The organism is Pseudoalteromonas ardens (assembly GCF_030125445.1).
GTDB lineage: Bacteria > Pseudomonadota > Gammaproteobacteria > Enterobacterales > Alteromonadaceae > Pseudoalteromonas > Pseudoalteromonas ardens.
The window spans coordinates 224,131-247,763 of the sequence record NZ_JASJUV010000003.1 but is presented as its reverse complement, the minus strand read 5'-3'; the positions used below and the strand labels follow the sequence as shown (position 1 = coordinate 247,763).

Below are 23,633 nucleotides of genomic sequence, written 5' to 3'. Positions count from 1 at the left end.
CGAGTATAATGAAGACAATTTAAACAACCTTGACCAAGAACAAATAATGACAATAAAGTCTTACCCGTTCCTATTATGGTTAGACCAAAGTCTCGCTTACGTCAGCAATGAGACTGAATTGACCGAAATGTGCCATTATGCGGGCGCTGACGAGGGGGTCTGTATCTATTCTGATGGCCAGTATTTGACCCGTTCGGGGCAGCAGGTGCCTGCCCTGTCGGCCGATGAACTCACCCGATTAGTGCAACAAACCTTAGTGCAGGAAGGCCAATGCTGCGTGTCTAAACTCAACCAGTGCAGTGTCAAAGAGGCCTTCGAGTTATTAGAAGATATCCGTTGATTGAGGTAGCTCAGGCTTCGGCCAGCGCACGGACATGACACTCAACGCTGCGCCCCAGCGATGACAGATCATAGCCACCTTCTAGATAGGAAATGATACCCAGGCATGAGTGTGCCCTGGCGAAGGCAATCACCTGCTCTGTAAACCAGACATAATCTTGCTCCACAAAGCTCAGCCCTCCCATATCGTCCTCAAGGTGCGCGTCAAACCCGGCACTGATGAAAATCAGCTGAGGCGAGAATTCCACTAGCCTGGGTAGCCATTGTTGTTCCACCAGTGCACGAAAATCTCGCCCATCACTGCCAGCTGGTAGCGGGGAATTCAAAATAGAATCCGTGTTTTCAATCGCTGTATTAGGGTAAAAAGGGTATTGGAATAATGAACAAAACAGTACCCGGGGGTCATCGCGTACGATATCCTGCGTCCCGTTGCCATGGTGTACGTCGATGTCGAGCACCGCGATTCGCTCCACGCCTTGTTGCTGGGCATAAGCCACCGCAATAGCCAGGTTATTGAATACACAAAACCCCGAAGAACTATGCTGATTAGCATGATGTCCCGGTGGACGCACCGCGCAAAAAGCCGCATCCAGTTTGCCCGCAAGCACTTCATCTACGGCCAATAAACCAGCCCCGACCGCCCGCTCAATCGCTTTCATTGAATCGGGGCATAACCAGGTGTCACCGTCCAGCTCAGCCAGGCCCGACTCGGGCAATGCCTCACACACCCGACTAATATGCGCCTGGTCATGCACGCGCGCAATGTCTTCCAGTGTCGCCTTGGGTGCCGTTTTATATTCAATGGCCACATCTAATCCGGACGCCAGAATTCGATCTGAAATGGCGTCCAGTCGCTCCGGACATTCAGGATGATCCGCAATCATTTTATGTTTACGACAAAGCGGGTGAGTGATCAATGCAGTACGCATAGCAAAATCAGTCCTTCGTAGAGTCATAATATGAGTGTATCAGAGCCGTGTAACGCGGGCCCTGATACTTTGGTGTAACCTGCTTACTCTGTTGAAAGCGCCTTAGCTTTAAGCTGCAAGTTATGAAAATCAAAACTGAAATCGGTAATATCCGGGTTCACCCAGGACATACTCGCAGCTTCAACCTGTTGTGACGGAGACAGAGTAAAATCAATGTAAGCGTCTGCTTCTAACATAGGGTGCTGCCATCTCACGACAAAGGTGTTGCCCGTATGGTGGTGCAGTTTCCCTTTGAGCATTGCGGTATGGGTAAAATCAATATACAGCTCACCATTGAGCTCTTCCACCACCACTTCGCCATACCAGGGGCTAACCAGCGTTCCTGTGTACACCTGATTAGCCAGTGGTGGTTGCCGTTTGTCTAGCTTCACTACACCAGCGGCACGATAAGCCTCTTCACGTTCCTGAGTATACTGTTCAGCCGCATCTTTAACCCAATCCGTGTCAGGCAAACCCAGCGCATCTTCAAAGACCTCATTAATAATGGCCGTCAGGGCCGGATAGGCCTGTTGATTAGACAGTATCACCACACCCAGTTGTTTACCCGGTATCATAGCCACCTGTGAGACCATGCCCGGGATCCCTCCTGCGTGGCCCACTTTTTTATGGCCAAAATAGTCTTCTATTCCCCAGCCAAGTCCATACCCTCTAAACTGCTGCTGATATGCCTTACCCGCCTCGTTTGGCCAGCGCATAATAAATGGCTGCCACATATAAACTTGCTGTACTGCTCGAAACAGTACGTCACCATTTGGCATTTTACCTGCGGCCAACTGAGTCTTGAGCCACTGGCTCATATCGTTGGCACTGGAAGCAATGGCACCCGCGCCACGAAAATCTTCTAAGTAGTCAACAAAAAAAGGCGTGAGTTGGCCATCCCAGTAGATACTTCCGGTCGCCCTGTTATTATTCTCTTGGGGAATGCGTGAGTATCCAGCTTTTGACGTATGCATCCCCATTGGTTTGAACAGTCGCTGCTCAACAAAATCTTGCCAACTCTGTCCACTGACCCGGTGGACAACTTCGCCCGCCACCACAAACATCAGGTTGTTATAAGCATAGGTACTGCGAAAGCTGCTCTTTATTGGTAAATGTGCTATGCCCTCGAGCAAATCGGCCATGGTTTTATCCGTATCAGGCCAAATCATTAAATCTCCGGCGCCTTTACCCAGGCCACTACGATGGCTGAGTAAATCAGCTATCGTCATTTCTCGCGTTACATAAGGGTCTGACAAGCGAAACTCCGGAATATGCTTGATAACCTTGTCTCGCCAGTTCAACTTGCCTTCATCTACGAGTATCGCCAGTGCGGCAGCCGTAAATGCCTTACTATTCGAAGCAATTCCAAACAAGGTATCGGCATCCACCTTATCCTGATGAGCGATATGGCGTACCCCATACCCCTTGCTCAATACAACCTCACCGCGTTCTACCACAGCAAGTGCAATGCCTGGTATGTGAAACCTTTCCATCGCTTCAGCTACAGCCTGTTCCACATCCGCTATATTCACGCCTGGCGCAGGTTGCTCAGCCAACGCAGAAAAATGACTCACCGACAAGATCATGGCGGCGATCAGGCCTTTGCTAACTTGGTACTTCATGTGTATTGCTATTCCTTATTGATGAATGGACAACTCCCGTCGGGCCCTGTGATAATCCAAATCCAGGGTACATGGCTGCTTAGCGAGCAGCTGCTGATAGGACGCGGGAAATTGATGGTATTGCACGCCCCGCAGCACATGCTCCAGATACCAGGAAAATGGCAGCAGGTCGTCGTGAAATTGTTGTGTGATGTAACAGTGCGCTGTAATTCGCGCACCGCAGGCGCGGACCACCTCGACATCTTGCCGCCGATAACCTTCGCCTTCTATACGGTCTAACTGCGCGACTTCTTGCTCAGTTAAGGCATACAGCACCCCGTGCACACATGCCCCTGCGCTGTCATCTGGTTCAATGGAACATTTGGCCGAGCCATCCTGGCCAAGATGACGAAACCCTAAGGTGAAGCCTGGCAGGCAGGCGGTGCCAAGCAATTGAGCTGCAGGTAAACGCGCCAGCAAGCGCGCTGGGGTTAAATTTGATCCAAAAGCAAAATTTAATATATCTCTGTCTGCCATTATGACTCCCGGCATTATTAAAGTATGACTCTGAGCGCCAGCAGCAGTAAAATCACCCCAATTCCGCGATCAAACCAATGCCCGGCGCGTTGAAAAAAACCACGGACAGAGGCTTTGCTCAGTACCATTGAGAGAGAAGAAAACCATAACCAGGTCGCCACAGCCATATACAATCCGTAGAAAAGTTGTACGGACTGTGGTGTGTCGGGATCAATCACCAGGGTAAACAAGGAAAGGAAAAATAAGGTCGCTTTTGGATTAAGTGCGTTGACCAAAAAACCACGTCGCAGTGCCTGCATTGCACTTTCCTGTCCTGCCGTAGCTGTACTGTCTTGCCGTGAGGCTGGCTTCGCACTGGCGCGTAACGCCTGAATTCCCATATACGCCAGGTACGCCCCAGCCAGGTATTTAAACGCATTAAATAACGCCGGTGACTGGGATAACAACAATGCCACCCCAAGCAGGCAGTACGTGACATGCACCAATATCCCTAAACCCACTCCTGCGCTAGTCATCAGGGCATTACGTCGGCCAAAACTGATGCTTTGTTTCAATACAACGGCAAAGTCAGGTCCGGGACTGGCGACCGCAAAAAAATGTGCCAGTGCAATTAAAACGAACTCATCCAGATAAGGCGACACGACTGCGATCCTCCAGTGCCAGTAAAACGGGATCCGGAGACGTTTTTAAAATACCCTGAAGCTGTTTACAGGCCTTTTTATACAGGCCTTTAAGATGGGGTTTAAGGTGTTTTGCACCATTATATTGTGGCTTAAAGTGGCACACCAGGGCATGGACAAAAATCGTTTCTGCCTCACTGAGGGCAGCCTGCCGGTTGGCATACGCATTATAACAAGACCCACACCCCCCTCTGAAATGGTACGCACTGTTACTCAACATCACACCAAATCCCATGTACACAGCCAGCACATCGGCGGCAACAGGTAAGTGTTCCTGACCGCCAGGTGGTAACTTGCCCACCTGGTGAATCAAAATCATCGCCAGGGAGCCTGCTAAACTTGCGACCATATCCTGGGGCTGATTGATTTGATTGGGGTTATAGGACAGCGCGATCGGTAAAGCTGGTTGCTCCGACACTGACACCTGCGCTCCACGCAATCCACCACTGAGCGAAAAGTTGGGGAAGGTCTGCTGCATCGGCATTTGCTGAGGTGGCAGTAAAGCAATTGGCCAGTGCTGCAACCCGGCATAATCACGCACCCGGCCAAATACTGTCTGTGCCATTTGCTCGACGCTGTTGACCTGATCCGGGAAGTCCTGCGCGGTTGGCTCAACAATCCGGGTGTGACGGAGAAAAAAGTCGACGTCAAAATGTTCAACCGCCCAGCCAAACAAATGAATTAACTGCTGAGCCTGAGCGTCTTCCAGTAGCGGTTTAGATTTAAATATCGCCAGCATAATATCCTGTCTTCTGTATCAAAGTTTACCAGTTCCGGGCTATGTCACTGCCCACTAATCACTTGGCATTGCAAGAAAAGATTCATATCATATTGCCATATTAGCGACAAATACCCTGTGATACCATGCCTCATCTGATCATTGAACACTCTGCCCATCTGAATATTTCCGTTTGCGAGCTGGTTCAGGCCGTCCACCAGGGCGCTGAACGTACTCAGCTATTTGATCCTGCATCGATTAAAACCCGAGCAATTACCTATAACGACTATCAACTGGGTAGCGACCATCAAGGTTTTATACACGTGCAAGCCCACATTATTGCCGGCAGAACGGTTGCACAAAAGCAATTACTGAGTGAAACACTACTCCAAGCGCTGCATGCACTCGTCGATGGTGAGCAACTCCACCTCAGTGTTCACCCCTATGACTTAGACCCGGAGATCTACCGTAAGAACTGACGTATAATAGCCCTTATTCAGAGCTGACCTCAGCTCACCTGCATTGACCTGCGGGTCGTATTCAATTTACAGAGCAATCATTATGAAATTCCCCTGCCGTTTAGATAAGTTTGTCAGCCACGTTCAGGAGCTGCCTCGCAGTAAAGTCAAAATCGGGATCAAAAAAGGCCTGGCCGTTGTCAATGGCGTCACGATCAGCAAAGCGGATTATTCAGTTGGGCAGGATGATCTGGTCGAGTGGGACCAGACGCCGCTGGTTTATCTGGGTAAGCGTTACTATATGCTGAACAAACCCACCGGTTATGTATGCGCCAATCAGGACGACCTGCATCCAACCGTTTTTGAGCTATTAGACGAGCCCAACTTAAAAGATTTTCATGTTGCAGGACGACTGGACCTGGATACCACAGGGCTCGTTTTAATTACCAATGATGGCGACTGGTCTCATCAAATCACCTCACCAAAGAAACAAAAGTACAAAACTTACCTGGTTGAAACACAAGAAGCACTCACCGAAGAGGCACTCGAGCAACTACGTCAGGGTGTTGCGCTGCATAACGAAAAAAATCTCACTCAGCCCGCCATAGCGGAGCAGCTGGATAAGTATGCGCTACGCTTATCTATCTGCGAAGGAAAGTATCATCAGGTAAAACGTATGTTGGCTGCAGTCGGTAACAAGGTGGTAGAGCTGCACCGGGAGAATGTTGCGGGTATCGAGCTGGATGCTCAACTCGCAGCCGGAGAGTACCGCTTACTCAGCGATACGGAAGTTAACATAATTAATGCAAGGTAAAACGCTGTCACCCCCTATAGTGAGGAAAAATCATCTAAAATTACTGTTATAATGACCTTTTTCAGCTTTCCACAATACGGAATTCGTGTTAAATCATTAAATCAGGTTCTGCTACAGGGGCATCACGTGTTTTCATCACTTACTTTAAGAACAAAAATCATCCTATTTGCAGCTTCTATCTTTGTCGCACTCATTCTGGTGGCAATCGTGGGGCTGCAATCCCTCAGACATGCAAGCGAAACAGATAATATTGCGCGTATCAATCAACTGATGAAAAGCACAGCCAACATAGTGCAGCAGTTTGAAGGGTTTGTGCGCAGCGGAGCCCTGACAGAGGAACAGGCCAAAACACTCGCATCGCAAATTTTACGCGAAAATAAGTACCATGACTCCGAATACGTGTACGTGGTAGACAGTGAACTCAATTTCATCGCTGCGCCACACGACCCACATTTACACGATACCAGCTTCAACGACTTTAAAGATGCCAACGGTAACAGTATCGGGCGCATGGTGGAGCGCCTGGTCGGCTCACAAACAAATCGTATCATTACCTACAATTGGACATCACAGCGTAATGGCACCGTCGCGGCCATGACCTCAGTCGTGCAAAAAACCCCACTGTTCGGCTGGTATGTAGGTACCGGAATCAGTTATCAGGAAGTCGATGAGCGCTATTGGGATACTGCAAGCTGGCTCGCGTCTTTGTCATTACTTATCGCTGTCGCACTGACCTTTGCGTTAACCCGTTTTGGCTTGTCTCTGTCCAACAAATTGGGTGCAGAGCTGGATGACGTACTCGACATCGTTCAGGAAGTATCGCGCGGTAACCTGACCTCACAGATCCACAATGATAACGCCAAACCGGACAGCATTCTGGCTGGTATGGAATATATGCAAGAAGGACTAAAAGGTGTGGTTGGGGGGCTAAAATCGGTCAGTGATTCACTCAATGAACAAAGCCACAATGGTGAAGCACGCTCAAATGAGCTGGAGTCACTCACTCGCAGCCTGAGCGAAGAAACCCAAATGGTGGCCTCGGCTATCACCGAACTCACCGCTTCTGCACAAACTGTGGTTGAGCATGCAGAACAAGCGGCTGACTCAGTGCAACAAGCAGAAGGCCAGGGACAAAGTGCCGATAAGCTCACCACCAAAGCCTCTGAAGCCATTGTTCTGCTGGAGCAGCAAATCGACAGCGCAGGCAATAATATTCAGGTGCTCGATGAAGAAGTGAAGAACATTGCCAATGTACTGAGTGTCATCCAGAGCATTGCCGAGCAAACCAACCTGCTGGCATTGAATGCCGCGATTGAAGCGGCGCGTGCCGGTGAACAAGGGCGCGGGTTTGCCGTTGTTGCCGACGAAGTCAGGCAGCTGGCACAACGCACCCAAAGCAGCACAGAAGAAATTCATACCATGATTGGTAACCTGCAATCTGCAACTCAGGAAGCCAAGGCTTCAGTGACGCTCAGTATCGCTACCAGTGAAAAAACCGTGACAATGTCAAACGAAGCCAGTGAAGCGCTGAAACGCGTGGCTGAATCGCTCAGCGCAATATCGCAAATGAGTGACCAGATTGCGCAAGCGGCAAAAGAACAGCTCGCAGCCGGAGAAGACACCGCTCACCGCGTAGTCACCATATCTGATACTGCCAGCCAGACGGCGCAGGTCTCCCATCATGCGCATCAGGCGACCGACAGCATCACGGCACTCACGCATCAACTGGAAAAAGAAATGGCGAAATTTAAAGTTTAGCTACATAGTTAATATTCAGATTTTCAAGAAGAAAAAGTGAAACGAACAATATAATTAACATTTAATTAAAGTTATATGAAAAATTTCATTTCACTTTTTCGGACTAGGTGGTAAATTTATTAACCAGAGCTTAATAGACCTTGTGTTGTGCAGTATGAAATAAATCATATATGATAGGTCTTAAGCACACCCAGTTCATCTAAATTACGTTTGCGTGACATTAGCGTAGTTTTAAGATGAATGAGCAGAGGCGGATGCAGTGCCTATACTCTAGAAGCAGACTAGCCAGTTATTGTAGTCGTTTTGGTTAGGCAAACAACAATGACATAAGGAACATCAATATGAAATCTCTTTCATTTACTGATTGCCAAAAAGTCGCTGCCGGTTCCAGTGTGTTACACCCTGTTAGACCTAAAGGCCAACAAACTTCCCAAAAACTAGAGACAAAACGTACTTCGACATGACAAAGGATTTATCGATTAAAGACCTACTACTACCATACGTTGTGATGGTAGTAGTCATTTTTATTATGCAGGATGCAACCTATGTGTTCATCCTCTCTTGTATTGCAATCATTTCTTTGGTTTTCCTGATCGGACTGCGGATCAAAGACATCAATATTTGCGTCCTCGCAATGATGAACTTGTCATCCATACTGATCGAAAACCTGCTGTTTTCCACTGGCCTGATCAGCCTTTATTCAGACGAAGAAAATCGCCTGCTACAAAACAGCATTATATTCGGCCTTTCAATGGCCAGAGAGCTCCTTATTTTGGTGCTTCTCACCTATCGCGTAGAAATCACCAAATGGCTATTCCCAAAACACCAGATCCGCGCCACCTTTGCTGACAGCATCATGCCGTGGCTCTATCTCATAGGTGCAGCCATGAGCTTCTTTGCACTGATAGAAAACTACTTCCGTAATGGTAAGGGGTACGATATTACCTTCTTCTTTTACGCCTTTGAAATTACAGGCTACCTGATCTTTTCTACCATCTGTGCCATGTTGGTTGCGCTGACGGTGATCTCCTACAAAGAAGCCTACGAGCTGAAAGTACCGACCATTAAAAAACGGAGTTAACATTCGAAAGGCAAACCTGTATAGTCCAGCGACAGGTTTGTCTTAATCACATCCAGGGATTTGATGCATGGTCTTCGCGGTCCATTTTCGCTCTATCAATAAACCCTTGCTGATGGCCACAGTCGCACTCAGTCTGCTCTTGGTCATTCTTCGTGACGCAACTTTCTACGTCTTTTCAGCATACTCACTCTTACTCATTGGCCTATTTATTATCGGCGTCCGACTGAGAGAGGTGAACCTGTGCGGTTTAACAGGGCTGGCCCTGTTTCCTATTGTTTATGAAAACCTGCTATTCACCACCGGCCTGATCAGCCTGACGTCAGAAACGCAAAATCGTCTGTTCCAAAACAGTCTCATTTTTGGCCTGCACTTTATCAAAGAGCTGATTTTGCTGGTGTTGTTGATCTACCGAATGGAGATAAGTAAGCGCCTCTTTCCAAACAGAAACATCTATTACACATTTGCTGATACGCTGCTGCCGTGGCTATGTTTGCTCACCGCCATTTTTAGCTTTTTAGCCTTATTCGAAAACTATCTGCGTAATGGCAGAGGATATGACATCACCTTCTTCTTCTATGCATTTGAGATAACGGGCTATCTGTTTTATTCTTCGGTGTGTGGCATTCTCTTGGTCCTCACCATGCTCATCTATCAAAAACGACGCCTCATCCTATATGATAGAGAAACATAACTCAGTCAGTATGAAAGAATGGATTATCCAGATAAATAGGCTGTGCCGTCGTTAAGAAGGAAAGATCGAAATAGCGCGCTAGTAACTGCTCATACTGACCGCTGTCTTTCAGGCGTTTCAAGCCCAGCGCCAGCTTTGCTGCCAGTTCAGGTTTTTGCTTGTTCACAAAAAAGTAGAAATGTGCCGGGTAAGACAAGTATACACCGGGCAGTTTGACCAGCTCAGTGGCTGATTGTGCTGCCAGTTCAGAGTCTACCTCCACCACCGAACGAGGAAAATAGTCTGCTTTTTGATTGTTCACCAAATCAAACATCGCCTGGTAATTCACAATTGGCCTGACCTTTAATCCATTAGCAGCCAGTATCTTAGTATCCGGCCAGTCATGTCCCTGCACAGCAACCAGTTTAGCGAGTCCCGCTTTACTCTGAACAGCCTCAAAGCGTGTCAGTTGTGCACGATGTACCAGCAGCGCACGCTTGCCTATCAGACCATCAAATAGTGGAAACTTAACTGCGATGGCGAGTTTTTCTCGCGCCGGACTCGACATGCTCCAGTGCAGGTCAACCTCACCTTTGCTCAGAGCCAATAAAGTTCTTTGTTGATGAGGGTGGACTTTAACATGTTGGATATCAACCGGGTATTCTGCCGCTTTTAGTGATAAGTCGAGCAATTCATAAAGAAACAAATCCCGGTCATAGAGGGGCCGCATTTCCTTTGCAACATAAATGGTAGACTTAGCTTCAGCCGCCACGCCAAGCAGTATCAGCATCAGATAAATAACCCGTTTTACCATACACCACCTAGCTCATATTGAATTGTCAGTCCTGTATTGTGCAATCAAAGGACATATCACCCTGACCTCCAAACTACACCTAACTGCAACAATACTCAACTGAGATTGTGTTGTCGTCATTGGCTGACTTACGTCGCTAAGCTGCTGACAGCCTCTAACCGCACGACCGGTGCACTGGGTTTGCGGCGATTACAGACAAACAAATAACTGTTGCGATAGCGCTTGGCCTCTTTTTTCGCGTCGGTTGCCAATGCTGCAACCTGATGACTGTTACTACAAGATTCCACATCCGGCGATACCAGCCCGATGGATAAGGTCAGTAACGGCACAAATTGCTTCTGACCTTCACGGTTACTGGCCCAGTAACCGCCAGCAGCGACATGCTCTGGCGTAAAGAAAGCCTTAGACTGAGCTTCAAACCGCTGAATTATCTCATGACACAGGTTTTCAGCATCGTCGTTGTCAAACACCACCATAAAATCGTCGCCACCAATGTGCCCGACAAAGCAGTGACTATGTTTACACACCGCAACTGTCACCTCAGCCAGCAGCTTAATCACACTGTCACCACTGGCGTACCCATAAAGGTCATTGAACTGTTTAAAATGATTAAGGTCGATGTAAGCCAATGAGAATCCATGCATAGCGCGTAAGCGCTGTTCAATGGCCTCATTGATAGCCACATTACCCGGCAGCATGGTCAGCGGGTTGGCGTGTTGCGCATGGCGGATTTTTTCGTCCGTAATATGTTTCAGGATATCCCTTAGAGGCGCTAAACCCAAATAACGCCCTTCCCGGGTAATAATAATATGACGCCGAATATCGAATTCATGCTCGGTGATCAGCTGACTGACACTGTCGAGTTGCTCTTGCTCATCTACAATCAGCGGCTGTTTGTCCATTAACTCGGTCACTGGCTTTTTATCGAATAAGGCATGACCATAGGGGGCTGCAAACACTTCAGTCAGTTGATCCCGGTGCAGCAAGCCAACAGGCTGCCTTGCATCATTCACCACTGTCAGACTCATCAATCGTTTATCACGTTCAAAATGTCGATGAGCATCAAGGCATTGCGTGCAGGTGTGGATTGCGGCAACGTCCTTGGCCAGCCAGCCAATCGCAATGGACTGCTCAAATGGGTTATCCTTGCTGCCACTGTGACGATGCTGTGCCAGATTGATCATCTCCAGACAAGGCTGCTCACTTGGCTTGGCCAGCAAATACCCCTGCGCATTAACAATCCCTAATTGCTCCAGCAATGCAAGCTCTTCCATACGCTCAATACCCTCTGCGATCACTGCAGTATTGGTTGCCTTAGCCAGTTCAATAATAGACTTGAGAAACTCTCGTTTAACGATACTCTGGTCGCAATAGTCAATAAAATAGCGGTCCACTTTCACAAAGTCAGGACATAATTCTGACCACTGCTTCAGTCCGGAGTACCCGGCACCTAAGTCATCAATCGCTATCGTGAAGCCCAGCTGGCGGTAATGCGCTATGGTCTTTAACAACAAGAAGCCATCATCGACCTTATCCTGCTCTGTCACTTCAATTACAATACGACTGGCTGCCAGTCCGGCCTGTTCGACCAGGTGTAAGGTCTCACCTCTTGGGTGACGGGGATCCAGCAGTGCCTTTGGGCTGACATTGAGAAACAGCTTACCGGGCAACTGTTGCGCCACAAATTGTGTAATGGCCCTTTGACGGCACAACAATTCCAGCTCCGACAGCCTATCATAGCGACTGGCAGCAGCGAACAAACTATCTGGTTGCTCCAACACAGAACCACGCTTGCCGCGGCTCAAAGCCTCGAAGCCCAGCACCTGCTCCTTCGCCAAGTCATAGATTGGCTGGAATGCCGTATATACGGCTTTATTAGCGATGATTTCATCCAAAAGGATCTGCGTTGAGTCCACTGCTCGATGACCAAGATGAGGTTTGATTGATAATCGAGCAAATTATCAATTTTACATGACAGTTATATGTCAAAAAGACGATTGTACCTAATTTGATGTTGAATCATTTGCAACTTGCTGTTGCTCCGTACTCGCCTCGGCGCGTCTAAGCGCTTGTTTTACCTGTTCAATATGAGCCATGACCTCGACCATTTCCAGCTCAGCTTCCAAATACGCGTCGTCGCCTGCAAGTCCCCCTTTTGCCATCACCAAAACCGTTGCAGGATGCACCACCAAATCCTTGCTATGATAGCACACCGGATCGGGTAACTCAGGCAACTTGCCATTGCCATGATAGTCTTGCTCCAGTACTGCAAGAGACATCTCTGCCAAAGACGCTCTGAGCGTCAATACCGCATCCAGATAAGGCCGGCACTGTGGGTAAGCCAGTTTAAAGGCATCCAGGACCACATCACTTTGCTGTATCAGATCATCTGCACCCGCCTGGATCACCCCTGCATCACGCTGGATTCGAATGTCTTTCAGTAACTCGCTGGCTAACAGCGCATACGGTTCAATGCCACTGCCCTGTTGAACAGATGTCGCAGCCTGGGCATTAGCCGCCTGCCCTGATGGCTCAGAACACCCGAATAGCGATAAGCAAACGAGTGCCGCTGCACATTCCTTACGCATAGTATTTCCCCCGTTCTCACAAAAAAGCCGCGATACAATCGCGGCTTCCGTTAGCTAGTTGGCTGATTATGGCATGGCATCCAGATCGGCGCCTTCTTTTTCCACTTCAACCGGGATCAGGTCTTCCTTACTCACACCCATTGCAACCGCCACTGAACTGGCGACATAGACTGATGAGTAAGTACCGATGAATACACCGAATAACAAGGCCGTTGCAAACCCATGGATGGTCTGGCCACCCCAGACAAACAAGGCAACCAATACCAGAATGGTTGTGATTGATGTCACTAATGTCCGGTTCAGTGTTTGCGTCAGTGAGATATCGATAATCTCCAACGTGTCATCGATGCGGACCTTGCGGAAGTTTTCGCGGATCCGGTCAGATACAACGATGGTATCGTTCAGTGAGTAACCTATCACGGCGAGGATTGCGGCCAGAATGGTCAGGTCGAATTCCAGCCCAAGCAATGAGAACAGACCCATGGTCAGGATCACGTCATGGAACAAAGCGGCAACCGCACCCACTGCGAAGCGCCATTCGAAACGAAACGCAACATAGATAAGGATACACAACAGTGCAGTCAGCATTGCCAGACCGCCCTGCTCTTTGAGGTCCTCACCCACACTTGGGCCAACGAACTCAATACGGCGCATTTCAACATTGCTGTCGACCTGCTTCAGCGCATCAACCAGTTGGTTACCCAGGATTTCAGCTTTCACATCATCACGCGGGGCCAGACGTACCAGCACGTCCTGACTTGAACCAAACAGCGTGACCGATGCATCCGGGAAACCATTCTCTGCCAGCGTACTGCGTACTTTTGGCAAGTCAGCAGGCTGTGAAAAGCCCACTTCTACAGCCGTACCACCAGTGAAATCCAGACCCATGTTCATGCCTTTGAACGTCAGGCTGAAAATAGATGCTAGGATCAGTAGCGCAGAAAATGCCATCGACACTTTACGTGCTGACATAAAACGGATGGTTTCTTTAATTCTTAATAACTGCATGTCCGTCTCCTAGATTGAAAGCGAGTTAATTCGCTTGCCACCGATGACCGCATTGATCACCGCACGAGTACCGACGATAGCCGTAAACATCGACGTCAAGATACCAATAGCCAGTGTCACCGCGAAACCAGCAATCGGGCCTGTACCCACTGAGAACAGGATCACCGCAGCGATCAGCGTGGTGATGTTGGCGTCGAAAATGGTGCTGAAGGCGCTGTCATAACCATGATGAACGGCTTGCTGAGGACTACGTCCTTCACCCAATTCTTCACGAATACGCTCGAAGATCAGTACATTAGCATCAACCGCCATACCGACGGTTAATACGATACCGGCAATACCAGGTAACGTCAGTGTGGCCCCTGGGATCATCGACATAACGCCCACAATCATGACCAGGTTGGCAGCCAGTGCCAGATTAGCAACCAGACCGAAACCTTTGTAGTACATCAGCATAAATGCCAGTACAAACGCAAAGCCCAGAACAACCGCTGTCATACCAGCCTGGATGTTTTCCTGACCTAAGCTAGGGCCCACCGTACGCTCTTCAACAATTTGGATCGGCGCAACCAGTGCCCCTGCTCGCAGCAACAGACTCAGGTTATGGGCTTCAGCCGGCGTGTTAATACCAGTGATCTGGAAAGAACTGTTCAAACGCGCCTGGATAGTTGCCACATTGATGACTTCTTCCACTTTGATTGGCGGCAGCGCTTTACCATTCTTGTCGACTTTACCTGACGGCTTATACTCGATGAAAACAGTTGCCATCGGTTTACCAATCGCGCGTTTGGTAAAGGCACTCATTTTCGCACCACCTTTGCTATCCAGGTTGATGCTTACTTTAGGGCGTTGATACTCATCAAGACCAGACTGTGCGCCTGTGATGTGCGACCCTTCCAGTACCACCCGCTTTTTCACGACAACAGGATAACCAGCCTGATGCATAATCACTTCAGAGCCTGGAGGCACACGACCCTGTGCCGCCGCTCGCGCATCGGCATTTTGGTCAACTTCACGGAACTCAAGCGTTGCCGTCGCACCTAAGATTTCTTTCGCACGCGCAGTGTCCTGCACACCTGGCAGCTGAACGATAATACGTTCTGCACCCTGGCGTTGTACGTTCGGCTCAGCGACGCCCAGCTGGTTGATCCGGTTACGAATGATGGTTTCGTTTTGTTTGATCGCGTAGTCACGCAGTTCTTTGATTTTCGGCTCGCTCAGCGTTGAGAAAAACGCCAGGCCGTTGCTGCTGTCATTGATAAACAGATTGCCCGGGTAACGCTTTTTAAGAAAACGTTCAGCCGCATCTCTGTCTTCATCAGAACGCATGACCACCTGAATACGGTCACTGTTGGCTACACGACGAATAGAGCGATAACGTAGTTTTTCTTCTCTTAGATCGCTCTTATAATCCTGTTCCATCTGTTCGAATGCTTTGTCCATGGCCGTTGCCATGTCCACTTCCATCGTAAAATGAACACCACCGCTCAGGTCCAGACCCAGTTTCATTGGGTTAGCACCTAAATTCTTTAACCAGTCAGGCTGTGCAGGCGACATGTTAATGGCGGAGATATAATCGTCACTCAGGGTATTACGCAGCAGATCCTGCGCCTTTAGCTGATCTTCAACATTGGTGAAACGGATCAACACCTGGCCATTTTCAAGGGCAGTCGATTTGACGGTGAGGCTATTGTCTTTAAGTGTTTTATTTACCTGGTCGAGCACACTGAGATCGGCATTGGTACCTTTAGTACCAGAAACCTGTATGGCCGGGTCACGACCATACAGGTTTGGTGTAGCGTATAAAATACCTACGGCCAATACAGCGAGCACAAGTAAATATTTCCACATTGGATACTTGTTTAACACTGGATCATCCTTATTGCTAGTTTATAGCGACTTCATTGTGCCTTTTGGTAGCACAGCTGATACCGCTGATTTTTGTACCGTTACTTCCGCCTGATCATTCAGGGCAATAACGATAAAATCTTTGTCTTCTGCAACCTTAGAGATTTTACCAACCAGACCACCCTGAGTTAGTACTTCATCACCTTTGGTCAGCGCACCCATCAGATCTTTATGCTCTTTTACACGCTTCGCTTGTGGGCGGTAGATCAGGAAATAAAATACCAGACCAAAAATACCCAGCATGATCAACATGCTCCACTCGCCACCGGCTGGTGCTGCGGCTGCCGTACTGGCATGCGCGCTAGACATAAATAAGCTCATAGCTCTTCCTCATTTAATTTTTATTGCAAACTGTTATTCGGTGTCAGCCAACGGCGGAACCGGTCTGTCACGTCGGGCATAGAAATCGGCCACAAACTGATCAAACGTACCGGCCGCAATGGCCTCACGCATCCCTTCCATCAGGCGCTGATAATAACGCAGGTTATGGATAGTATTAAGACGCGCACCTAAGATTTCGTTACACTTATCCAGATGATGCAAATAAGCACGTGAGTAATTTTTACAAGTGTGGCAATCACACTCAGGATCCAACGGACCAGTGTCTGTTTTGTGTACCGCGTTACGGATTTTAATCACACCACCAGTAATAAAAAGGTGGCCATTTCGCGCGTTACGGGTTGGCATCACACAGTCAAACATGTCAATACCACGGCGCACCGCCTCAACCAAATCTTCTGGCTTGCCCACGCCCATCAGGTAACGCGGTTTTTGCTCTGGCATCTTGTAAGCACAGTGATCGAGAATATTGATCATGTCTTCTTTTGGCTCACCCACTGACAAACCACCCAGCGCATAGCCATCAAAACCAATATCTTCCAATCCTGCCTGAGACTCAGCACGTAGCTCCGGGTACATGCCACCCTGGATGATACCGAACAGAGCAGATGGATTATCACCATGCGCTTCTTTCGAGCGTTTAGCCCAGCGTAATGACAACTCCATGGAGTCACGCGCTTCTTTTTCCGTCGCAGGATAAGGCGTACATTCATCAAAGATCATTACAATGTCAGAGCCCAGATCACGCTGAACTTCCATCGCTTTTTCCGGAGACAGCATGATCCGCTCACCGTTGACCGGAGACTGGAACAATACGCCTTCTTCACTGATCTTACGCATAGCCCCTAAGCTGAATACCTGGAAACCGCCCGAATCAGTTAAGATTGGCTTATCCCAGTTCATAAAATCATGCAGATCACCATGTTGTTTGATGATCTCGGTGCCCGGACGTAACATCAAATGAAAGGTGTTACCCAGGCAGATGTGTGCACCAGTGTCTTTTAGCTCGTCTGGCGTCATACCTTTAACGGTACCGTAGGTCCCCACGGGCATAAATGCCGGTGTTTCAACTACACCACGATCGAAGATCAAGCGGCCACGACGCGCTTTACCCTGTGTACAATCTAATTCAAATTTCATACTTACCTCTGGTCGGAAAAACAGTCCAACTTACTCTTAGCCAGATGCGATACCTGGCTATACTGAAAACCGTCCGATTCTACCATAGTGCCAATAATATTGGGGCTAAATTAGCACTTTAAAGCGCCGGGCCACAGAATTCAGGGGTTAAAACAGAAAAACCCAGCCTTAATGCTGGGTTTTTATCATTTACGCCTTGTCCTGCCTGGTCAGGAACATCGCATCACCGTAACTAAAGAAACGATATTGCTCGGCAATCGCCGTCTCATAGGCATGCATGATATGCGACTGCCCCGAAAAGGCACTCACCAGCATGATCAAGGTGGACTCAGGCAGGTGGAAATTGGTCACCATGGCGTCAACCAGCTGGAACTGATAGCCCGGGTAAATGAAGATATCGGTGTCGCCATAAAAGGGCTTCAGCTCATCCGGATGCGCTTTGGCTGCTGACTCCAGTGAACGCACCGAAGTCGTGCCAATCGCAATAACCCGACCACCACGCTGACGTGCAGCGGCAATCGCTTCAACGACTTCCTGAGGTACCTCAATATACTCAGAGTGCATTTGGTGGTCATTCACATCATCCACACGCACCGGCTGGAAGGTCCCCGCCCCAACGTGCAGCGTCACAAACGCCATCTCAACGCCCTTGTCTTTTAACTGGGTCATCAGCGCATCGTCAAAATGCAGACCTGCGGTCGGCGCTGCAACGGCGCCTGGCTTCTCACCGTACACCGTCTGATAGCGCTCTTTGTCTTCTTCTTCGTCCGGACGGTCAATATAAGGAGGCAGCGGCATGTGACCAATCTCGTCCAGAATCGACAACACCGACGTATCGCCATGGAACTTCAGCTCAAATAACTCGCCGTGACGGGCAACCATAGTGGCTTTGGCCTTACCTTCAAGCAGTATCTCTGCGCCTTCTTTGGGCGATTTGCTGGCTCGTACGTGTGCCAACACACTGTGCTCATCCAATACGCGCTCAACCAATACTTCCAGTTTACCACCCGTGGCTTTTTGGCCGAACATACGCGCCGGGATCACTTTGGTATTATTGAAAATAATGAGATCTTCCGGATTGATCAAATCGACAATGTCCTTGAACACTTTGTGCTGTAAATCACCAGTGTTGCCATCCAGTGTCAACAAACGACTACTGGAGCGTTCTTTTTTAGGGTGGCGAGCGATCAGCTCATCAGGGAGTTCAAAACTAAAGTCAGCAACGCGCATAGAAGACCTCAAATTAATGCAAATAGGCGCCAAGTCTAGTGATCCGCCTAAGCTAAATCAAGTGTTGAGGTAAAACTATGTAACGCTTGTCAGTATAGAAAAATAGCTTTAATCTAGTCGCTATTGTACGAAATTTCGCAGCTAAAACGTGCCGCCTTGTGTCCCTCTCAGTTCCGGGCACACATCAGGTGCGCAGAGCGAGCCATATCACTGACTGAAAGGGCAAAAACTTGTTTACTTATTTCATGGGTTTAAGGCAGTAACACCATGGCAAAGCAACTCACACTATTGCTGGTTAATGCAGATCAACAAGAGCGCCAGCTGATCGTCAAAACCTTGTCCTCGCTCAATGTCTTTCGCATCGTTGAGCACAGTGATACACAAGCGGCATTGGGCGTATTAAAGCAACAAGCCGTAGATTTGATCATTACCGGGCTGAATGTCGGAAAAATTGATGGCTGGCGATTTTCTCGTATGGTGCGCTCCGGACTATTAAAAACGCCAAAGAATACCCCGATTGTACTGACGCCTCCCACCTATTGTGAGCGTATTGCCGAAACCACAGCTCGCAGTTACAGTATAGATGCGGTATTGCCTCTGGAGCGTCAGGATGTATTGCCTCAGGTACTGGCAAATGTGTTATCTACACATCTGGAAAAAAGCAGTCGCTTAAACCTGTTATTGCTCGAGCCGGATCAAACCCGTGCCGATGAAATCTGTCAGCATTTGTCCCTGAACTTTACAACCACCCACGTCACCACCACCAATGGGGCGCTGTCACAGTTCTTACAAAATGAGTTTGCCATTGTCTTGCTGGATGCCACGGCAACGCACAGTGACTCAGGTAAGGAGCTGGTTGCCAATATTTTGCAGCACAAACCCAGCCAGGCCATTGTAACCATCATAGACAACCGTGATGCCGACTATGCCGAACAACTGCTGTTGCTGGGCGTCACCGATTTTGTCCGGGCACCTTATGACCTGTCTTTACTCAGCAAAGTATGCGACCACGCAGCCCGTCGTGAAGACTTTATGGTGAGTTACGCCGAATTTGCCGAAAAAGTCGAGCAACTGAGTCGCAGTGAGCGACGGTACAAAGACTTGTTCTCGGCACACCAGCGCATTTTGCTGCACCTCAATACGGTGGTGATGGAACTGGATACTGCGGGCGTGATCCGCTTTTTAAATCCGGCCTGGGAGCAGCTGGTGGGCCACAAACTCAAGGCCAGCATGCATACCAGTATGTTCGACTACGTACTGGTAGAGCACCGGGAAAAACTGGCGACCGTCCTGACTAAAGTCCAGCAAGGCGAGCAACAATCGGCGCTGCTTGAACTACAGGTGATGCAAAGTAACCACTGCCCAATCTGGGTTGAATGTCGTTTTCAGCTGATAAAAAACGTCACCAGTACTGCCACCATTACAGCAACCATAGACAATATTCACGAGCGCAAGCAGGCTGAACTTCAGTTACGCCATCTTGCCTTACACGACACCCTCACGGGACTGCATAACCGCTACTACTTCGATCAGCAATTAAACCAATTCTGTGAACAGGCTAAGCAAGACGCACAGCTTGAGCATGCGTTGATCTATATTGACCTGGACCACTTTAAGATCATCAATGACAGTAAAGGACACCAGCAAGGTGACATTGTGCTCAAAGAGGTTGCGCAACTGTTTGGTGAACACATTGCGGATGAGCACCTGATCTTCCGCATTGGGGGTGACGAGTTTGCGATTTTACTGAAGCACACTCCTCTGCTGGATGCACATATGCTGGCTGAGAGTGTCTGTAGTGCGATTGAGCATCATCAATTTCATTCTGAGGAAGCCAGTTATACCATCAGTTGCTCAATTGGTTTGGCACAGATCACCCACCAAAACAGTGATCCCAGTGAATGCCTTAAGCAAGCCGACATTGCGCTGTATATTGCGAAAAACTTAGGCCGTAACCTGGTTCACTGTTACAGCAAAGAAGATGCGCAAAACAGCACCTTGCAAACCGGTCTGGAATGGGGACACAATGTTCGTCAGGCGCTGCAAAATAATCACATTGAACTGCACTACCAGCCAATTTGGGATTTTAAACGCAATCAGGTGGCCTATTTTGAGGCTTTATTAAGACTGCGTATAGACGATAACCTGGTTTATCCAAATCAGTTTATCCCGGCACTGGAGTTGCTAAACGATACCTATCTGATGGATCAGTGCGTGATCCGCGAGTGCATTCGCGCCATTGCCAGCCACCCTGAATTACATCAGGTCTCCGTCAATTTATCCGCGCAATCTTTCCTCGATGAACGCCTGTTACCCCATATTCAGTCTTGTCTGGCGGAGTTTCAGGTCGCGGCCAGTGCAATCATTTTTGAAATCACTGAGTCGGCCAGTATCAACAACCTCAGCGCCACACAGGCGATGATTGCCAAGCTCAATGAGCTCGGCTGCCACTTCTCTATTGATGATTTCGGTACCGGATTCAGTACCTTTAGCTACTTAAAACAGCTGCCAGCTCAACATGTTAAGATTGACGGCTCGTTTGTGCGCGATATGCTCAATGATCCCATAGATCTGGCACTGGTAAAAGCCGTGAATGACATCAGCCACTCGCTGGATAAGCGTTCAGTGGCTGAATATGTAGAGAGTAAAGAGATCTTTGATGCACTCAAGGAGATAGGCATTGATTACGGTCAGGGCTACTACATTTCGCGCCCATTGCCCGTCGAACAGCTCACTGCCGTGCTGCAAACTATTTTATCTGAGAAAACAGCCTGCTAGTCTTTTTGTGCAGGTTTTGACGCTATGTTCTAAATTGGTACGACAGTTTTAGGTGGGTGTCTAATCAACCGCCGTCTTCCTTGCCATTGGCATAATTTGTCACCCTCAATCCATTGAGTATCGCCTAAAAGTAGACGGCATGCATTCCGTACGCCAGTTTAGGGTGGGTGTCCTTATAACTGCATGCCAGCGCTGATTTCCACTGCACACCGCGCTGGCGTGATTGCACAGAAAAAAGGCGCTCACTGAGCGCCGATTTTGAAAGGGTATCTTTGCAACTACGTGTTATTAGTTTAATGACTCAATCTCAGCGAAGAGCTTTTGGAACGACAAAGAACTAGCTTTCATCTTTGCTGAAAGCACAGGAGCATCATCTAATTTTCCTAAGTCATAACTTAAAGCAAGCTTTTCTATTTTAGAAATATACTTCTTTATATATGGGTTGTTAGTTCTCCCAGCAAAACTCTGGCTTTTTCTTTTTCCCTCATTATAAGTAGCAAAAAAGAAACAAGGAACTCCATTTACTCCTTTAGTATAAAAGCTGGCTGGTTGACTTGGCTCAAATATGATACCTCCTCCATTTATTAGATCCTGAGCTAATTTATAATCTAGTTTCTTCATTACTGGTTCAATGATCGTATCATCCATATACACAAAATAGGCATCATTATTTTCCCCAGTAGCAACTAAAGTAAATCCATAAAACCATTCGGACGCTGCCCCATGCTTAAGAACAATGTAATTTTGTATGCCTGAAAGGGATTCAACAGCTAACCTAACTTTCTCTTGCTTAACGCTGAAAACAGATGCGTTGGAGAAGCAAGAAGCTAGATATTTTTCCCGATCTGATGATGATGCTTTGCTCGCAAAGCATGATAACAGCATCATAATCAAAGTACTTAATTTAAGGGACTGCATAACCGTCATAATGGGTTCTCCTGTAACCAACACCTGCTTGCTGTCTGATAAGGTTTGTGTAGCGCACCGCATAAGTCTCTAAAGGGCCCAGCCCTACAACCGATCTACCTATATTTATTCGGTCATTTCCTCCCCAGAAACCTCCTTTCGTCATCGGTCCCCAAGAATGGTGAAGTTCATGAGCTAAGACCAAATATGTAGCCTCTCTAATATTGCCTTTATTAGTACGTATCATTTGGCCTCTTATATGATTGAATTGAATCGCGCTAATGTAACCCGGGGCCACACCTTCACCACTAACTCTTCCATATGCTATTAGAAGATTCCCATCGCCAGAAGCTATGAAAGCATTGCAGAGACACCCACCAGTAAAGTTGTCAACTGCAAGCCAATCTTGAATGGGTGTCTCTGCAAATCCTTCTATTCAACCTATTCAAAAACCCAGACTGAATGTCTAAGGTTTTGGGTGGGTGTCCTTATAACTTGTCTTATGAAATAAAGTCTTTGTTTCCTTTGTAACATTAACTTATCAGCCAGAAACAGCCTTAGCCCAAGCTTCTTCAAATTCACCTATTTGAATCTCTTCAGGAAGAAACTGCGGATCTTCCGCAATTTCTTCTAAAGTAGGTAAAGGAGTAATTGAAAGTAGCGTCGTACCTGAGCTTTTCTCATCGTAAGCATAGCAATAACTACCGTCTGGAAATATCTCCACCTTACGAGTCTCTTCTCTTGAATCGTTCAGCTCACTATAAAGCCACACTGGTTCATCAGTGAAATTGTGTACCCATTTAACTTTTATATAATTCATTTAGTTAGTCCCGCTACTTACAATTCTTTTACTAAGATCAAGAGCTTCACTGTTGAATTTTAAGTGACACCCACCAGTAAATTCACACACCAATTGTGGACAATTTCAAAGTCGAAATGCAAGGCTATTGAATGCCAGGCTTCCAATAGTGAAACTTGTAAGTTTAAGTATGAAATGCTGGTAAATAATCAGATTCGGACAATACGAGAACATACCCAAGCCTGAACCTGGATAAATTGAAATGGTAATAAAATAAAAGTGTTAACCCAGTAACCGCTCACACTGAGTCAAATTGGCTCGTCGCCTTTTGCGAAGATGTTCACAGTACTCTGTCATCGCTTGCTTTCGCCCCACAGCACCATGAAAGACCTTTGTAAACTGCGTAGTCAGTTTGAGCCAGTTGTCTGGCTCTATTTGCAATCGTGTCAGCAATGGCTGACTATCGCTGATACAATTTTAAGTGACACCCACCAGTAAC

At 47.9% G+C, this 23,633-nt stretch carries 22 protein-coding genes and 1 pseudogene; 7 read left to right on the top strand and 16 right to left on the bottom strand.

The window, feature by feature from the left end:
• The first annotated feature begins 46 nt into the window (after positions 1-46).
• Positions 47-340 (top strand): DUF4144 family protein, encoded by a 294-nt coding sequence (locus QNM19_RS11820; protein ID WP_049865342.1) that lies wholly within the window; start codon positions 47-49, stop codon positions 338-340.
• Positions 341-350: 10 nt separating this feature from the next.
• Here the strand turns inward: QNM19_RS11820 and QNM19_RS11815 are convergent, their stop codons facing one another.
• The 5 genes from QNM19_RS11815 to QNM19_RS11795 form a co-directional block, all read right to left on the bottom strand.
• On the bottom strand, positions 351-1,268 hold the full coding sequence (locus QNM19_RS11815) for a histone deacetylase family protein (RefSeq protein ID WP_049865343.1): 918 nt from the start codon (positions 1,266-1,268) through the stop codon (positions 351-353).
• A gap of 83 nt (positions 1,269-1,351) precedes the next feature.
• Positions 1,352-2,929: a serine hydrolase gene (locus QNM19_RS11810; protein WP_049865344.1), complete on the bottom strand. Its 1,578-nt coding sequence runs from the start codon at positions 2,927-2,929 to the stop codon at positions 1,352-1,354.
• 15 nt (positions 2,930-2,944) lie between these two features.
• Positions 2,945-3,445, bottom strand: a complete 501-nt coding sequence (locus tag QNM19_RS11805; protein ID WP_049865345.1) for a gamma-glutamylcyclotransferase family protein — start codon at positions 3,443-3,445, stop codon at positions 2,945-2,947.
• 17 nt (positions 3,446-3,462) lie between these two features.
• The gene (locus tag QNM19_RS11800) at positions 3,463-4,086 is read right to left on the bottom strand and encodes a LysE family transporter (protein ID WP_049865346.1); all 624 of its coding nucleotides are present in this window, start codon (positions 4,084-4,086) and stop codon (positions 3,463-3,465) included.
• On the bottom strand, positions 4,067-4,864 hold the full coding sequence (locus QNM19_RS11795) for a hypothetical protein (RefSeq protein ID WP_049865347.1): 798 nt from the start codon (positions 4,862-4,864) through the stop codon (positions 4,067-4,069). Before QNM19_RS11795 ends, QNM19_RS11800 begins: the two co-directional genes overlap by 20 nt.
• A 125-nt stretch (positions 4,865-4,989) precedes the next feature.
• Here QNM19_RS11795 and QNM19_RS11790 point away from each other — a divergent pair, with 125 nt between their 5' ends.
• The 5 genes from QNM19_RS11790 to QNM19_RS11770 all read left to right on the top strand — a co-directional run bounded on the left by QNM19_RS11790 (position 4,990) and on the right by QNM19_RS11770 (position 9,645).
• Positions 4,990-5,322: a 5-carboxymethyl-2-hydroxymuconate Delta-isomerase gene (locus tag QNM19_RS11790; RefSeq protein WP_049865348.1), complete on the top strand. Its 333-nt coding sequence runs from the start codon at positions 4,990-4,992 to the stop codon at positions 5,320-5,322.
• Positions 5,323-5,404: 82 nt separating this feature from the next.
• On the top strand, positions 5,405-6,115 hold the full coding sequence (locus QNM19_RS11785; protein ID WP_049865349.1) for a pseudouridine synthase: 711 nt from the start codon (positions 5,405-5,407) through the stop codon (positions 6,113-6,115).
• Between the two features lie 126 nt (positions 6,116-6,241).
• On the top strand, positions 6,242-7,873 hold the full coding sequence (locus QNM19_RS11780) for a methyl-accepting chemotaxis protein (RefSeq protein WP_021032737.1): 1,632 nt from the start codon (positions 6,242-6,244) through the stop codon (positions 7,871-7,873).
• A gap of 460 nt (positions 7,874-8,333) precedes the next feature.
• Positions 8,334-8,954: a hypothetical protein gene (locus tag QNM19_RS11775; protein WP_284026735.1), complete on the top strand. Its 621-nt coding sequence runs from the start codon at positions 8,334-8,336 to the stop codon at positions 8,952-8,954.
• A gap of 67 nt (positions 8,955-9,021) precedes the next feature.
• Positions 9,022-9,645: a hypothetical protein gene (locus QNM19_RS11770; protein WP_049865610.1), complete on the top strand. Its 624-nt coding sequence runs from the start codon at positions 9,022-9,024 to the stop codon at positions 9,643-9,645.
• Between the two features lies 1 nt (position 9,646).
• Here the strand turns inward: QNM19_RS11770 and QNM19_RS11765 are convergent, their stop codons facing one another.
• From QNM19_RS11765 to queA, 8 genes are all read right to left on the bottom strand, one after another.
• Positions 9,647-10,438 (bottom strand): substrate-binding periplasmic protein, encoded by a 792-nt coding sequence (locus QNM19_RS11765; RefSeq protein ID WP_049865611.1) that lies wholly within the window; start codon positions 10,436-10,438, stop codon positions 9,647-9,649.
• A gap of 128 nt (positions 10,439-10,566) precedes the next feature.
• Positions 10,567-12,354: a bifunctional diguanylate cyclase/phosphodiesterase gene (locus QNM19_RS11760; RefSeq protein WP_049865612.1), complete on the bottom strand. Its 1,788-nt coding sequence runs from the start codon at positions 12,352-12,354 to the stop codon at positions 10,567-10,569.
• A gap of 87 nt (positions 12,355-12,441) precedes the next feature.
• A complete protein-coding gene (locus tag QNM19_RS11755; RefSeq protein WP_049865613.1) occupies positions 12,442-13,026 on the bottom strand; it encodes a hypothetical protein in 585 nt (194 codons plus the stop codon).
• Between the two features lie 66 nt (positions 13,027-13,092).
• Positions 13,093-14,034, bottom strand: coding sequence for a protein translocase subunit SecF (secF, locus tag QNM19_RS11750; protein ID WP_010383272.1), 942 nt, complete (start codon positions 14,032-14,034; stop codon positions 13,093-13,095).
• Between the two features lie 9 nt (positions 14,035-14,043).
• Positions 14,044-15,903 carry a protein translocase subunit SecD gene (gene secD / locus QNM19_RS11745; RefSeq protein WP_049865614.1) on the bottom strand — a complete coding sequence of 620 codons (1,860 nt, stop codon included), beginning with the start codon at positions 15,901-15,903 and terminating at the stop codon, positions 14,044-14,046.
• A 21-nt stretch (positions 15,904-15,924) separates the two neighbouring features.
• Complete coding sequence (yajC, locus tag QNM19_RS11740) at positions 15,925-16,263, bottom strand: preprotein translocase subunit YajC (RefSeq protein ID WP_010383276.1); 339 nt, start codon at positions 16,261-16,263, stop codon at positions 15,925-15,927.
• 33 nt (positions 16,264-16,296) lie between these two features.
• On the bottom strand, positions 16,297-17,421 hold the full coding sequence (tgt, locus tag QNM19_RS11735) for a tRNA guanosine(34) transglycosylase Tgt (RefSeq protein ID WP_010383277.1): 1,125 nt from the start codon (positions 17,419-17,421) through the stop codon (positions 16,297-16,299).
• 189 nt (positions 17,422-17,610) lie between these two features.
• The gene (queA, locus tag QNM19_RS11730) at positions 17,611-18,651 is read right to left on the bottom strand and encodes a tRNA preQ1(34) S-adenosylmethionine ribosyltransferase-isomerase QueA (protein WP_284026734.1); all 1,041 of its coding nucleotides are present in this window, start codon (positions 18,649-18,651) and stop codon (positions 17,611-17,613) included.
• A gap of 267 nt (positions 18,652-18,918) precedes the next feature.
• On the opposite strand from queA, the gene QNM19_RS11725 reads away from it, so the two are divergent.
• Complete coding sequence (locus tag QNM19_RS11725; protein ID WP_284026733.1) at positions 18,919-21,429, top strand: GGDEF/EAL domain-containing response regulator; 2,511 nt, start codon at positions 18,919-18,921, stop codon at positions 21,427-21,429.
• A gap of 288 nt (positions 21,430-21,717) precedes the next feature.
• Here the strand turns inward: QNM19_RS11725 and QNM19_RS11720 are convergent, their stop codons facing one another.
• The 3 genes and pseudogenes from QNM19_RS11720 to QNM19_RS11710 all read right to left on the bottom strand — a co-directional run.
• A complete protein-coding gene (locus tag QNM19_RS11720; protein WP_049865615.1) occupies positions 21,718-22,356 on the bottom strand; it encodes a hypothetical protein in 639 nt (212 codons plus the stop codon).
• A gap of 520 nt (positions 22,357-22,876) precedes the next feature.
• Entirely contained in the window at positions 22,877-23,155 is a 279-nt protein-coding gene (locus QNM19_RS11715) for a DUF6881 domain-containing protein (RefSeq protein WP_049865616.1), read from the bottom strand.
• A 261-nt stretch (positions 23,156-23,416) separates the two neighbouring features.
• Positions 23,417-23,605, bottom strand: a pseudogene (locus tag QNM19_RS11710) (transposase); the annotation flags it as partial.
• Between the last annotated feature and the right edge of the window lie 28 nt (positions 23,606-23,633).